The following is a 14,084-nucleotide window of genomic DNA, read 5'->3' as shown; positions in this document are numbered from 1 at the left end:
GCTGCGGCTCGGGCGGACCACTCAAGCGGGGGGGCATGCCGCCGATATGCAGGAACGGGCTGCGGCCCGCCGTTCCCCTAGGAGAAACGCATGCCCGGCGCCCTGCTGGAAAACGTCGAACGCCAAACCCGCCTGGCCGGGCACAACCGGGTGGCAATGCTGCTGTTCCGGCTGGGCGATGCGCAGTTGTTCGGCATCAACGTATTCAAGGTGCGCGAAGTGCTGCGCCGCCCGCCGCTGGAACGCATGCCCGGCGCGCATGCACTGATCGCAGGCAGTTGCGATTACCGCGGGCAGACCATCCCGGTGATCGACCTGGCCGCGGCGCTGGGCTATCCCGCGCTGCTCGACGAACCGTCCGCGCACCTGATGGTTACCGAGTTCAGCCGCTCGGTGCAGGGCTTCCTGGTCTCGGACCTGCAGCACATGGTGCATTGCGAAGGCGAATCGCTGGTTGCGCCGAGCACCGCGCTGGGCTTCGGCTCGCGGGTCAACGCGGTCACCCGCGTCAATGGCGCGCTGGTGGCGGTGGTCGACGTGGAACACGTGCTGGCCAGCATCGATGCCACGCCGCACGAGCTCTCGGCGCAGATGCTGCGCGCCGCCGGCGCCCATCCGTTGCGCCCGCGTCGGGTACTGGTGGCGGACGATTCGCTGATCGCGCGCCGCCGCCTGGTCAGTCTGTTCAAGCAGATGAACATCGAATGCGTGGTGGCGCAGGACGGCCGCGAGGCGCTCGACCGCCTGCACGAACTGGCCGCGCTGCCGCCGGAGGAGGGCGTCAACCTGGTGGTCTCCGACATCGAGATGCCGCAGTTGGACGGCTACGCGCTGACCCGCGCGATCCGAGAGACGCCTTCGCTGCGCCGTCTGAAAGTGGTGTTGCACAGCTCGCTCTCCGGCCTCTTCAACGAGGCCATGGTGCGCGAGGTCAACGCCGACCGCTTCGTCGCCAAATTCCAGCCCGACCTGCTGGCACAGGCCGTGATCGAGCTGCTGCCGGATGACGAAGCGGCGCTCTGACGCGGATTGAAAACGCGCCCTGCCAGGGCCGTCAGAAAACCGTCTCGGCCCTACGGACGAAAACCCGGTCGCCCCCGCGAAGCCAGCTACGGCAAGGCTTGGCGGCGCCATGGCACACAACTTGCCTTCAGCCCCGTGCGGACGAATCGACCCGCGCGGAGGCAAGCGATGAGCCAACCCATCGACAACCTGTTCGGCATGCACACCGGCGCGCTCGCACTGTGGCAGCGCCGTACCGAGGTGCTGGCCAGCAACCTGGCCAACGCCGACACCCCGGGCTACCTCGCGCGCGACATCGATTTCAAGAAGGCGCTCGCCGCCGCCGGCGGCAGCGGCGACGGCAGCCTGCCGCTGGCCGCGCCCACGCCGGGGCAGATCGACCCGGTCGCCCAGGCGCGCGATACGCTCGCCTACCGCGTGCCGACCCAGCCGAGCATGGACGGCAACACCGTCGATGCCCAGCAGGAGCAGGCCGCCTTCGCCGCCAACGGCGTGCACTACCAGGCCAGCCTGGCCTTCATCACCGCGCAGATCCGCATGCTGCGCACGGCGATCACCGGAGGCCAGGGCTGATGTCGCTGTTCAACATCTTCAACGTCGCCGGCTCCGGCATGGCGGCGCAGTCCACCCGCCTCAACACCGTGGCCAGCAACCTGGCCAACGCCGACAGCGTGGCGAGCACGCCCCAGGCCGCCTACCGCGCCAAGGAACCGCTGTTCGCGGCGATCCGCAATGGCCTGGACGGCAAGCCCGCCGAGGCGGGCAGCGAAGGCGTCAAGGTGCTCGGCGTCACCGAGAGCCCCAATGCGATCACCAGCCGCTACGAACCGGGCAATCCCATGGCCGATGCCGACGGCTACGTCTACCAGAGCAACGTCAACCCGGTGGACGAGCTGGTCAACATGATCTCGGCCTCGCGCTCGTACCAGAACAACGTCGAAGTGATGAACACCGCACGCCAGCTGATGCAGAAGACGCTGGACCTGGGCAAGTAAGGACCGGCCATGAGCGATATCGCAGTCAATTCCAGCACCGCCGCGGGCGCCGCTGCGCAGTCCGCGCAGAAGGACAACAAGACGCTTAGCCAGGCGGATTTCCTCAGCCTGCTGATCCAGCAGATGCGCAACCAGGACCCGACCCAGCCGATGGATTCCTCGCAGATGGTCAGCCAGTTGGCGCAGATCAACCAGGTGTCGGCCACGCAGAACCTGCAGACCTCCTTCGACTCGCTGGCGCAGTCGATGCAGGGCAATCAGCTGCTGCAGGCATCAAGCATGGTCGGCCACAGCGTCACCGTGCCTTCGGCGGTGGGCAAGCTGCAGGGCGGTGCGCTCGATGGCGCGGTCAATGTGCCCGATGGCGGCGGCCGCACCTTCGTGCAGATCACCGACAGCGCCGGCAACGTGGTGCGGACGATCGACCTGGGCACGCAGGTGGCCGGCCTGGCCGACTTCCACTGGGACGGCACCGGCAGCGATGGCCAGCCGTTGCCCCCGGGCACCTATGGCCTGTCCGCGCAGGTGGGAAACACCGCGGTAGCCACCTACGTCAGCGGCACGGTCGCCGGCGTGGGCATGACCGGCGCCGATGGCGCCTATCTGGACGTGGACGGCTTCGGCGGCGTGCTGCTGAGCCAGGTCGCGCGCGTCAACTGATCGACATCCACCAACCGGAACCCAAACCCGTACAGGGGAAACACCGATGGCTTTCAATATCGCGCTGAGCGGCCTGAATGCGGCGTCCAAGGACCTCGAGGTCACCGCCAACAACATCGCCAACACCGGCACCACCGGCTTCAAGGGCTCGCGTGCCGAGTTTGCCGAGCTGTTCAGTTCGGCTGGCGGCAACCTCTCCGCCAACGCCATCGGCTCGGGCGTGCGCCTGGCCCACGTGGCGCAGCAGTTCGCCGCCGGCAACCCCGAGACCACCGGCAACAGCTTCGATTTCGCGATCAACGGCACTGGCTTCTTCACCATGCGCGACGGCAAGGGCTACTCCTATACCCGCGCCGGCGCCTTCCATCCGGACTCCGACGGCTACGTGATCAACTCCAGCCTGCAGCGCCTGCAGGTCTTCGCGCCGGCCGGCAATGGCTTCGATACGAGCAAACTGAGCGACCTGCGGGTCACCAGCGCGCAGAGCGCCGCCAAGGCTTCCAGCAACGTGGCGCTGACCATGAACCTGGCCTCGGACTCGACGCCACCGGCCACCACGCCGTTCGACCCGACCAACGCGGACAGCTACAACCAGGTCGCGCCGTTCACCGCCTACGACTCGCTGGGCGCGACCCACAACGGCACCGTGTACTTCGTCAAGGGCGCCGCGGCCAACACATGGGACGCCTATCTCTACGTCGATGGCGTGTCCGCGGGTGCGCCGCAGACCGTCACCTTCACCACCAGTGGCGCGCTGGCCACGCCGGCCGGCGGCAAGCTCAACTTCGGGGGGCTTTCGGTCAGCCCCGGCGCCGACCCGATGGCGCTGTCGGTGGACCTGACCAAGACCACCCAGTTCGGCAACACCTCAAGCCTCGATGCGGTCTACCCCGATGGCTACCCCAGCGGCACGCTGTCGGGCATCGACGTGTCCGACCAGGGTGTGGTGCAGGCGAAGTACTCCAACGGGCAATCGGTGTCGCTGGGCCAGATCGCGCTGGCGAACTTCGGCAACCTGCAGGGCCTGCGCCAGCTCGACAACACCAGCTGGGCGGCCTCGTTCGACTCCGGCGCGGCCATCATGGGCGGCGCGGGGCAGGGCACCTTCGGCAGCGTGCAGTCCGGCGCGCTGGAGGCCTCCAACACCGCCGACCTCACGGCGCAGCTGGTGAACATGATCAAGGCGCAGCGCAACTACCAGGCGAATGCGCAGGTGATCTCCACCGACGACAAGCTGACGCAAACCATCATCAACATCCGCAACTGACGCTGACGGCCGAGGCACAGCATGGATCGTTCGCTCTACGTCGCCATGACCGGCGCCACGCAGATGATGCGGGCGCAGACCGAAGTGGCGCACAACCTGGCCAACGCCGACACCGTCGGTTTCAAGGCGCAGATGTCGGCCTTCCAGGCGCTGCCGGTGCAGGGGCCGGGCATGCCCACGCGGATCAACGGCGTGGCGCAGGGCGAGGGCGTGGACCTGCGCTCGGGCGCCGGGATCCAGACTGGCCGCGAGCTCGACGTCGCGGTGCAGGGCGAGGGCTGGATCGCAGTGCAGGCGGCCGACGGCAGCGAGGCCTACACGCGCGCCGGCAACCTGCAGCTCACGCCCGACGGCCTGCTGACCGACGCACGCGGCAACCTGGTGATGGGCGACAGCGGGCCGATCAGCCTGCCTCCGGCCACCCAGGTCAGCATCGGCAACGACGGCACCGTGTCGGTGGTGCCGACCGGGCAGGGTCCGGAAACGCTTTCCTCGGTCGGCCGCATCAAGCTGGTCAACCCGCCGGCCAACCAGCTCGCGCTGGGCAGCGATGGCCTGATGCACCTGGCCGGTGGCGGCACCGCCCAGGCCGATCCGGCGGTCGGTCTGAAATCCGGCGTACTCGAGTCCAGCAACGTCAACCCGTCGCAGACGCTGGTGCAGATGATCGAGCTGTCACGCCAGTACGAACTCCAGGTCAAGGCGATCAAGAACGCCGACGACAACGCGCAGTCGGCGACCCGCCTGCTGCAACTCAGCTGATTGCTCAGGAGACATCCATGTTCTCTTCCCTGTGGGTCGCCAAGACCGGTCTGGATGCGCAGCAGACGCGCATGGACGTGGTTTCGCACAACCTGGCCAACGCCAACACCACCGGCTTCAAGACCTCGCGCGCCTCGTTCCAGGACCTGATCTACCAGAACCTGCGCCAGCCCGGCGGCCAGACCACCGAGCAGACCAACGCACCGTCCGGCCTGATGCTGGGCACTGGCGTGCGCGTGGTCGGCAACGAGAAGCTGTTCACCCAGGGCAACCCCGAACAGACCGGCAACTCGCTGGACGTGATGATCCAGGGCCGCGGCTTCCTGCAGGTGACCATGCCCGACGGCACCATCGCCTACACCCGCGACGGCTCGCTGCACATGGACCAGAACGGCCAGGTGGTCACCGCCAATGGCTACGCGGTGGATCCGGCGATCACCATTCCCGCCAATGCCCAGTCGATCGTCATCGGTAGCGACGGCACGGTCAGCATCACGGTGCCGGGCCAGGCCGCGCCGCAACAGATCGGCACCGTGCAGCTGGCCGATTTCATCAATCCGGCCGGCCTGCAGCCCAACGGCGACAACCTGTACCTGGAAACCGCCTCTTCCGGCTCGCCGCAGATCGGCCAGCCGGGCCTGAACGGGCTGGGCACGCTGCAGCAGGGCGCGCTGGAGTCCTCGAACGTCAATGTGGTCGAGCAGATGGTCGACATGATCGAGACCCAGCGCACCTACGAGATGAACTCCAAGGCCGTCTCCGCGGCCGACCAGATGCTCCAGTTCCTCACCAACAAGACCTGAGCGTAAGCCGCGATGTCCCTGTGCCGCCTTTCCACCCTTGCCCTCGCGCTGTCGCTGCTCGCCGGCTGCATGGCCATGCCCGCGTGCGACGACGGTCAGTGGGCGCCGACGCCGCCGATGCAGCCGCCGGTCGCCGCAGCGCCCGCCGACGGCTCGATCTACCACGACAACCAGAACATGGAACTGTTCTCCGATGCGCGCGCGCACCGGGTGGGCGACATCCTCACCATCGCGCTGGTGGAAAGCACCCAGGCCAGCAAGAAGGCCAGCACCAGCACCAGCAAGAAGGACAAGGCCGACCTCGCGGCGCCGACGATCCTCGGCAAGGGGCTCACGCTCAACGGCAATCCGCTGAGCGCGGGCCTCGACGGCGAGCGCAGCTTCGACGGCAACGGCTCCTCCAGCCAGAGCAACCAGCTCACCGGCCAGATCACCGTTACCGTGGCCGAACGGCTGTCCAACGGCAACCTGATCATTCGCGGCGAGAAGTGGCTGACCATCAACCAGGGCCAGGAGCTGGTTCGCATCTCCGGCATCGTGCGCCCGCAGGACATCAGCCCCGACAACTCGGTGCCCTCGACCCGCGTGGCCGACGCACGCATCAGCTACACCGGCCGGGGCACGCTGGCCGATGCGAACACACGCGGCTGGCTGTCGCGCTTCTTCAATTCCAAGTGGATGCCGTTCTGATGAACGCCATGAAACGCAACCCCGCGCGCAGTGCTCCCTCTCCCCTGCAGGGAGAGGGCTGGGGTGAGGGGTCGATCGTCGCGGGCGGCGTTCGTCCGACCCGGTCCGTTTTTGCTTCTTTCAAAAGTCGCCTGATCAACCTCTTTCGCACCAGTGGCCGTGCACCCCAACCCTCTGCCCGGAGGGGAGAGGCAGCGGGTTTGTGGCTCGTCCTGGGGATCGCGGCGCTCTGCCTGCTGGCCGTCCCAGCCCACGCCGACAAGATCCGCGACCTCGCCTCCGTCGGCGGCGTGCGCTCCAACCAGTTGATCGGCTACGGCCTGGTCGTGGGCCTGGACGGCTCCGGCGACCAGACCACCCAGGCGCCCTTCACCACGCAAAGCCTGGAGAACATGCTCCAGCAGTTCGGCATCACGGTGCCGCCGAACGCGCGCCCGCAGCTGAAGAACGCCGCCGCGGTGACGATCACCGCCGAACTTCCGCCGTTCGCCAAGCCCGGCCAGACCATCGACGTCACCGTCGCCTCGATCGGCAACGCCAAGAGCCTGCGCGGCGGCGAACTGCTGATGTCGCCCTTGCGCGGCGCCGACGGCAACGTCTACGCGATCGCCCAGGGCAGCGTGGTGGTCGGTGGCGTCAGCGCGCAGGGCAAGAGCGGCTCCAGCGTGCAGGTCAACATCTCCGCCAGCGGCCGCATTCCCAACGGCGCCTCGGTCGAGCGCAGCGTGCCCAGCGCGTTCGGCAATGCCGGCGACCTGATGCTCAATCTCAACACGCCCGACTTCACCACCGCCGCGCGCATCGCGCAGGCAATCAACACGGCGTTCGGCGCGGGCACCGCGCAGCCGGTCGACGGCGGCACGGTCAGCGTGCGCGGCCCGCAGGACCCGGCGCAGAAGGTGGCCTGGCTGGGCCTGGTCCAGCAGCTGGAGGTCACGCCGGGCGATGCTCCGGCGCGCGTGGTGGTCAATTCGCGCACCGGTACCGTGGTGATCGGCTCGGACGTCAAGGTCACCGCCGCCGCCGTGGCGCACGGCGCGATCCAGGTGACCATCAGCGAACAGCCGCTGGTGAGCCAGCCGCAGCCGTTCTCGCGCGGGCAGACCGCCGTGGTGCCCAGCTCCGACGTGCAGGTCAGCGAGGATGGCGCGCACATGTTCAAGTTCGGCCCCGGCGTGAGCCTGGACACGATCGTGCGCGCGGTGAACCAGGTCGGCGCCGCCCCCAGCGACCTGATCTCGATCCTGCAGGCGCTCAAGCAGGCTGGCGCGCTTCATGCAGAGCTCGTGGTGATCTAGTCACGCGCGACGGAAACATGACGCCCGCCAACGCCTCCCTGCCAGCGCTCGACACCTGGACCGACCTGTCCGGGTTCGCCCAGCTGCGCGCGCAGGCGCAGGACAACGGCAAGGCGGCGCTGCCGAGGGTCGCCAAGCAGTTCGAGGCGATCTTCACCCAGATGATGCTCAAGTCCATGCGCGAGGCCAACGCCAGCTTCGGCGACAACGCCGTGGGCGACAGCGAGCAGGGCAAGGCCTACCGCGACCTGTTCGACCAGCAGCTGTCGCTGTCGCTCTCGCAGGGCAACAATGGCCTGGGGATCGCCCGCATGCTGGTGCGCCAGCTCGGCGGAAAGGACGCCGAGCCGAAGACCGCGCCAACCACCGACAACAAGGCATTGCTCGCCAGCGTCGCCACCGGTGCGCTGCCGGGCGGTGCTGCCGCCAGCCTGTTCGGTCCGCTCGCCGCCGGCGCTGAAGTGGGCACCCGCGCGCTGCTTCACCTGGGCGAAGGTACCGACGGGCAGAACGACGGCTCGCTGCCGTTCGCCGCCGATGCGGGCGCCGCGCAGGACTGGCGCGCCACGCTGGGCAAGCTGGCGCAGGGCGCGGCGAGCGTGGCCAGCAAGTTCATCCCCGGCGATCCGGTCGGCTTCGTGCAGGCGATGGCGCCGCATGCGCAGGCCGCCGCCGACAAGCTCGGCGTCTCGGTGCGCGCGCTGCTGGCGCAGGCCGCACTGGAGACCGGCTGGGGCAAGCACCTGCCGCACCGTCACGACGGCTCGAGCAGCTTCAACCTGTTCGGCATCAAGGCCGGCGGCGGCTGGGACGGCGACAAGGTCAGCGTGCCGACGCTCGAATACGAAGACGGCGTGGCGGTGCGCAAGCGCGACAACTTCCGCGCCTACGCCAATCCCGGCCAGGCCTTCGCCGATTACGCACGGATGCTTTCGGACAACCCACGCTACGCCCACGCGCTCGGGCAGGGCGAGAACGTTGCCGGCTTCGCCCATGCGTTGAGCCGAGGCGGCTACGCCACCGACCCGGCCTACGCCGCCAAGCTCACCGCGATCGCCAACAGCCCGCAGATGCGCGAGGCGCTGGCGGCACTGGATGCGGGGACATTCAAGTGAGGCGTCAAGTTGCCGTCACAGGGGGCATGACGCATGCCCTCGACACCATCGCCTTCTTGCCCGGCCGGACCGGGAAAGAGACGTCACAGGCATTGCGTTGTCAAAGGATTCCCCATGGCTGACCTGCTTTCGACCGGCGTCTCCGGCCTGCTTGCCGCGCAGGTGGGCCTGAGCACCACCGGCCACAACGTCTCCAATGCCAACAGCGACGGCTACAGCCGCCAGCAGGTGACGTTCGCTGCCCGCGCGCCGCAGGCCGAGGGGCGCTACTACGTGGGCACCGGCGTGAATACGCAGGCAGTGCAACGCGCCTACAGCCAGTACCTCAACAGCGCGCTGTGGTCGGCGTCCTCCTCCAAGGGGCGCGCCGATGCCTACCAGGCGCTGACCGACCAGCTCAACAACCAGCTCTCCGGCAGCAGCAACCTGCAGAGCTCGCTCGACACCTTCTTCGGCGCGGTGCAGGACGTGGCCAACGCGCCGGCCGACGCCTCCGCGCGCGGCGTGCTGCTGGCTCGCGCGGGCGCGTTGGCGAGCACTTTTCGCGCGCTGTCCGGCCAGTTCGGCAGCCTGGATGGCCAGGTGCAGCGACAGCTCACTGACACCGTCACCTCGATCAACTCCGACAGCGCTGCCATCGCCAAGCTCAACGAGCGCATCCGCGCCTCCACCGGCGGCAGCGAGCCCTCCGACCTGCTCGACCAGCGCGATGCGCTGATCAAGAAGCTCTCCGGCGAAGTGGGCATCAACGTGGCCAAGCAGAATGACGGCACCCTCAGCGTGTTCGTCGGCAATGGCCAGGCGCTGGTCAGCGGCACGCAGTCCTTCGAGCTGGGCACGTCATCCAACACCTACGACGCGACCCGGCTGGAAGTGGTCGACAAGGGCACCGGCGCGGTGCTGAGCGGGCGCATCGGCGGCGGCACGCTGGGCGCGCTGCTGGATTTCCGCAGCAACGTGCTCGACCCGGCGCAGAGCCAGCTCGGCCGCGCCGCGCTGGCGATGGCCGATGCCTTCAACGCCCAGCATGCGCAGGGCGTGGATCTCAACGGCCAGCTCGGCGGCACGTTCTTCAACGTCGCCGGCCCGGCCGTCCAGGCAGCCGGGAGCAATGCCGGCAGTGCCACGCTGTCGGCCAGCATCGACGACATCGGCGCGCTGGGCAGCCAGGACTACGTGCTGTCCTTCGACGGCAGCGCCTGGAACCTCAAGGATGGCAGCGGCGCCACGGTCGCGATGACGGGCACCGGCACCGCCGCCGATCCGTTCAAGGCCGGCGGCCTGAGCTTCGTCGTCGGCGGCGGCGCGGCCAGCGCGGGCGACAGCTTCCGCATCCAGCCCAGCCGCAACGCGGCCGGCGGCATCAATGTGGCGATCACCGATCCGAACAAGATCGCCGCGGCCAGCGCGCTGCTCGGCAGCGCGGCGGGAACCAACACCGGCAGCGGAAGCGTGGGTGCGCTTTCCGTCGCCGACGGCACGGACGCCAACCTGTTCACCGCCTCCAGCATCGTGTTCGCCTCCCCGACCAGCTACAGCATCGATGGCGGCCCGGCGCAGACCTTCACCCCCGGCACGCCGATCGTGCACAACGGCTGGAGCCTCACCCTGGACGGCGCGCCTGCCGTCGGCGACAGCTTCGGCGTCAAGGCCAACACCAACGCGCGCGGCGACAACGCCAACGCGCTCAAGCTTGGCGCGGTGGCCAACCTGGGCGTGCTCGACGGCGGCGCCACCAGCGTCGGGCGCGCCTACGGCCAGCTGGTCGGCCAGGTCGGCAGCGCCGGGTCGCTGGCCGACGACGCGGCCAAGACGCAGAGCGCCGTCTACAACCAGGCGATGTCGGCGCAGCAGGGCGTCAGCGGCGTGAACATGGACGAGGAAGCGGCCAACCTGGTGCGCTACCAGCAGGCCTACCAGGCATCGGCGCAGGTCATCACCGCTGCCAACACCGTGTTCAACGCGCTGCTCGGCGCGTTCAGGGGCTAAGGGATTTCCGCCATGCGAGTCTCCACCAGCTGGATGCAGCAGCAGTCGGTCAACACCATGATGGAGCGGCAGGGCGACCTGTCCGACATCCAGACCCAGATGGGTACCGGCAAACGCATCAACCAGCCATCCGACGATCCGGTCGGTGCCGCGCGCGCGGTCGAGCTGACCCACCTGGGTGCCGACACCGCGCAGTACCAGCGCAACATCACTTCGGCCAACGCGCGGCTTGGGCTGGAAGACCAGACGCTGTCGTCGGTCACCAACGTGTTGGCCCGCGTGCGCACGCTGCTCTTGGAGGGCATGAATGCAACCCAGACGGACGAGTCGCGTAGCGACATCGCCGCCGAGATGGTGCAGCTGCGCGGCCAACTGCTGGGCATGGCCAACAGCAAGGACTCCCAGGGCGACTACATCTTCGCGGGCAACCGCACGGGCGCAGCGCCGTTCCAGGCGCAACCCGGTGGCGTCAGTTACGTGGGCGACGACGGACAGCGCATGGTCGCCGCCGGCCCCGGACTGCAGGTGGCTACCGGCGATCCAGGCAGCGCCATCTTCATGGCTGTTCCCAATGGCAACGGCGTTTTTGCCGTCGGCGCCGCCGCGGCCAATGTCGGCAGCGCGGTGGCCGGCGCCAATAGTGTCACCGACGCCAGCGTATGGGATGGCGGCACCTACCAGATCACCTTCACCGCAGCCGATGCCTACGAGATACGCGACGGCGGCGGCGTGCTGGTCGCCAGTGGAGCCTACGACGCGCAGAAGGGCGGCGCGGTCCCCTTCAAGGGCGTGCAGGTCGCCTTCAGTGGCGCTCCCGCCGCGGGCGATAAGTTCACCGTCGCGCCTTCGTCGAACCAGGATGTCTTCGCCACGCTCGACGGCATCATCGGCACGCTGAGCCAGACCAATGGCGGCGGCGCGGCAATGCAGAACGCACTCAACGGGCAGCTTTCCAATCTGGATCAGGCCATAGGCTCGGTCAGCCAGGCCCGCGCAGGGGTCGGTGCACGCATGAATGCGCTGGATCAGCAGTCCTCGCTCAACGATGACCTGACGTTGCAATACAAGACTGCATTGTCAGACGTGCAGGATCTGGACTACTACGACGCGGTGAGCAGGTTGAGCCTGCAGAGTTCCTCGTTGCAGGCGGCGCAATTGACCTTCAGCAAGTTGCAGAACATGTCTCTGTTCGATTACCTGCGTTGACATGCGGCTTTTCTTCAACTGAGAGATAAAGTCAACAAGCGTTGCTCAAGTTTCCACAGATCGGGTCGAAAAAGTGGCTGAGGCGGCGGTGTTCCCACGGAATCCCCGCTGGCTACCACCGCCGGCCACCGGCACTTGAAGACCCTATCTGGAGATATTTCCCATGGTCATGAGCGTCAACACCAACATCAGCTCGCTGAACGCCCAGAACAATCTGGCGAAGTCGCAGAGCAAGCTCGCCACCGCGATCGAGCGCCTGTCCTCGGGCATGAAGATCAACAGCGCGAAAGACGATGCCGCCGGCCTCGCCATCTCGACCCGCTTCACCACCCAGATCAACGGCCTGAACCAGGCCGTCAGCAACGCCAACGACGGCATCTCCCTGGCGCAGACCACCGAGTCGGCGCTGAACGAGGTGACCAACAACATGCAGCGCATCCGCACCCTGGCGGTGCAGTCGGCCAACGCGACCAACTCGCAGAGCGACCGCGACGCGCTGGACGCCGAAGTGCAGCAGCGCCTCTCCGAGATCACCCGTATCTCGCAGCAGACCACCTTCAACGGCCGCCACGTGCTCGACGGCAGCTTTGGCAGCGCCGCGTTCCAGATCGGTGCCAACGTCGGCGAGACCATCTCGGTCAACCTGAGCCAGGGCGCCGGTGCCAAGCAGGTCGGCCAGATCGCGCAGTCTGCCACCAGCGACATCAGCAGCATGTTCGCCAGCCCGGCCGGCCTGACCGTTGCGGCGGGCGACCTGACGGTCGGTGGCCAGAACGTTGCCGCCGGCAGCTACACCGATGCGGCCAGCCTCGCGGCCGCCCTGAACACCGCGGCTGCCGCCGCCGGCTATACCGGCACGGGCGCCGATACGTTCGCCACGGTGTCGGGCAACGAGATCCAGTTCGCCAACAACACGGCCAGCGCCATTGCGCTGGGTGGCACCAAGGCCGCTGCGGTGTTCGGCGCCGGCGTGACCTCGGTCGCCGCTGCCACCACGGGCGCGGCCACGCCTGCGACGGCTTCGTCGTCCGGCCTGCCTGCCGGCAAGAATGCGATCACGCTCGCTGCGGGTGATCTCACGATCGACGACGGCACCGGCGGTGGTGCGGTCAGCATCACGGGCACCTTCAAGGATGCGACCGAGCTGGCCGCCGCCATCAATGCAGCAGGCTTCACGGCATCGGCTGCCGGTGGCGAGCTCACGATCGACAATTCGGCCAATGCCAACCCATTGACGGTTGCTGGCGCGACTGCCACCGCTCTGGGCTTGAACCAGACCGTCGCTGCGTCCTCCGCGGGTACAGCCTCGTCGGGTCTGGCGGCTGCCATCAGCACCAACGCCAACTCCTATGAGCTGGCCGCCGGCGACCTGACGATCACCTCGGGCAGCGGCACTGCCCAGGACATTACCGGCACCTTCGCTGATGCGACCGCCCTCAAGGCCGCGATCGACACCGCGGCAACCGCCGCCGGCGCCACCGGTTTCACCACCACGGTCAATAGTGGTGAGCTGGACTTCAGCAACGCCGGTGCAAGCACGGTGACCTTTGGCGGCACCCTGGCAGGTGCGCTGGGCATCTCCACCACTGCCATTGCGGCTGCCACCCCGGGTACGACGACCGACGGCGCGGCCACCACCACCGGCGTCAATACGGCGGTGTCGGCGGCGGCGACCGGCGCGCTGTCGCTGGCGACGGGCGACCTGACCATCAACGGCACCGACCTGGCCGGCTCTTACAAGGATGCGCAGAGCCTGGTCGATGCGATCAACAGCAAGGGTATCGACGGCGTCTCGGCGTACTACGACAGCAGCAGCAAGAGCGTGCACCTGAACTCGCAGAGCGACCTGACCGTTAACGGCACCAAGGCCGGCACCGGCGCGGGCAACCTGGGCTTCTCGGGTGCCGGTGCCACCGCCATCGCCACCGGCAGCAACCTGGCCGCCAGCGACGTCAAGTCCGTGGCCGGGGCCAACGACACCATCAGCCGCATCGATGCCGCCCTGGGCACCATCAGCTCCATGCGCAGCGACCTGGGTGCGGTGCAGAACCGCTTCAGCTCGACCATCGCCAACCTGCAGACGATCTCGCAGAACCTGTCCTCCTCGCGCAGCCAGATCCAGGATGCGGACTTCGCGGCCGAGACGGCCAACATGTCCAGCGCGAACATCCTGCAGCAGGCTGGTGTCTCGGTGCTGGCCCAGGCCAACTCCTCCACGCAGGCCGTGCTCAAGCTCCTGCAGTAATTGCCTGACCCGGAACGGCCGCGGCAACGCG

General features: G+C 68.0%; 13 protein-coding genes. All 13 read left to right on the top strand.

The features are described from left to right. Window positions 1-90 precede the first annotated feature (90 nt). The 13 genes from BMZ38_RS14655 to BMZ38_RS17640 all read left to right on the top strand — a co-directional run bounded on the left by BMZ38_RS14655 (window position 91) and on the right by BMZ38_RS17640 (window position 14,053). Window positions 91-1,023, top strand: coding sequence for a chemotaxis protein (locus tag BMZ38_RS14655; protein ID WP_091339307.1), 933 nt, complete (start codon window positions 91-93; stop codon window positions 1,021-1,023). Between the two features lie 168 nt (window positions 1,024-1,191). Beyond that, entirely contained in the window at window positions 1,192-1,596 is a 405-nt protein-coding gene (gene flgB, locus BMZ38_RS14650) for a flagellar basal body rod protein FlgB (RefSeq protein ID WP_091339304.1), read from the top strand. Next, window positions 1,596-2,018 carry a flagellar basal body rod protein FlgC gene (gene flgC / locus BMZ38_RS14645; RefSeq protein ID WP_091339302.1) on the top strand — a complete coding sequence of 141 codons (423 nt, stop codon included), beginning with the start codon at window positions 1,596-1,598 and terminating at the stop codon, window positions 2,016-2,018. The genes flgB and flgC overlap by 1 nt, the downstream gene beginning before the upstream one ends. A gap of 9 nt (window positions 2,019-2,027) precedes the next feature. Beyond that, on the top strand, window positions 2,028-2,678 hold the full coding sequence (locus BMZ38_RS14640) for a flagellar hook assembly protein FlgD (RefSeq protein WP_091339299.1): 651 nt from the start codon (window positions 2,028-2,030) through the stop codon (window positions 2,676-2,678). 46 nt (window positions 2,679-2,724) lie between these two features. Then, the gene (flgE, locus tag BMZ38_RS14635) at window positions 2,725-3,945 is read left to right on the top strand and encodes a flagellar hook protein FlgE (RefSeq protein WP_091339296.1); all 1,221 of its coding nucleotides are present in this window, start codon (window positions 2,725-2,727) and stop codon (window positions 3,943-3,945) included. Window positions 3,946-3,966: 21 nt separating this feature from the next. After that, a complete protein-coding gene (flgF, locus tag BMZ38_RS14630) occupies window positions 3,967-4,707 on the top strand; it encodes a flagellar basal-body rod protein FlgF (protein ID WP_091339295.1) in 741 nt (246 codons plus the stop codon). Between the two features lie 17 nt (window positions 4,708-4,724). Further along, on the top strand, window positions 4,725-5,510 hold the full coding sequence (gene flgG, locus BMZ38_RS14625) for a flagellar basal-body rod protein FlgG (RefSeq protein WP_091339292.1): 786 nt from the start codon (window positions 4,725-4,727) through the stop codon (window positions 5,508-5,510). A 12-nt stretch (window positions 5,511-5,522) separates the two neighbouring features. Beyond that, window positions 5,523-6,200: a flagellar basal body L-ring protein FlgH gene (gene flgH, locus BMZ38_RS14620; RefSeq protein WP_091339290.1), complete on the top strand. Its 678-nt coding sequence runs from the start codon at window positions 5,523-5,525 to the stop codon at window positions 6,198-6,200. Between the two features lie 200 nt (window positions 6,201-6,400). Continuing rightward, window positions 6,401-7,498 carry a flagellar basal body P-ring protein FlgI gene (locus BMZ38_RS14615; RefSeq protein ID WP_091339287.1) on the top strand — a complete coding sequence of 366 codons (1,098 nt, stop codon included), beginning with the start codon at window positions 6,401-6,403 and terminating at the stop codon, window positions 7,496-7,498. Between the two features lie 17 nt (window positions 7,499-7,515). Then, on the top strand, window positions 7,516-8,613 hold the full coding sequence (gene flgJ / locus BMZ38_RS14610; RefSeq protein ID WP_091339284.1) for a flagellar assembly peptidoglycan hydrolase FlgJ: 1,098 nt from the start codon (window positions 7,516-7,518) through the stop codon (window positions 8,611-8,613). A 114-nt stretch (window positions 8,614-8,727) separates the two neighbouring features. Further along, window positions 8,728-10,602, top strand: coding sequence for a flagellar hook-associated protein FlgK (gene flgK / locus BMZ38_RS14605; protein ID WP_091339281.1), 1,875 nt, complete (start codon window positions 8,728-8,730; stop codon window positions 10,600-10,602). 12 nt (window positions 10,603-10,614) lie between these two features. Continuing rightward, complete coding sequence (gene flgL, locus BMZ38_RS14600) at window positions 10,615-11,808, top strand: flagellar hook-associated protein FlgL (protein ID WP_091339278.1); 1,194 nt, start codon at window positions 10,615-10,617, stop codon at window positions 11,806-11,808. A gap of 163 nt (window positions 11,809-11,971) precedes the next feature. Beyond that, on the top strand, window positions 11,972-14,053 hold the full coding sequence (locus tag BMZ38_RS17640) for a flagellin N-terminal helical domain-containing protein (protein ID WP_139202438.1): 2,082 nt from the start codon (window positions 11,972-11,974) through the stop codon (window positions 14,051-14,053). Window positions 14,054-14,084 lie beyond the last annotated feature (31 nt).

It is taken from the genome of Frateuria terrea, from assembly GCF_900115705.1.
GTDB lineage: Bacteria > Pseudomonadota > Gammaproteobacteria > Xanthomonadales > Rhodanobacteraceae > Frateuria_A > Frateuria_A terrea.
This window is presented reverse-complemented; position numbering and strand designations above follow the sequence as displayed.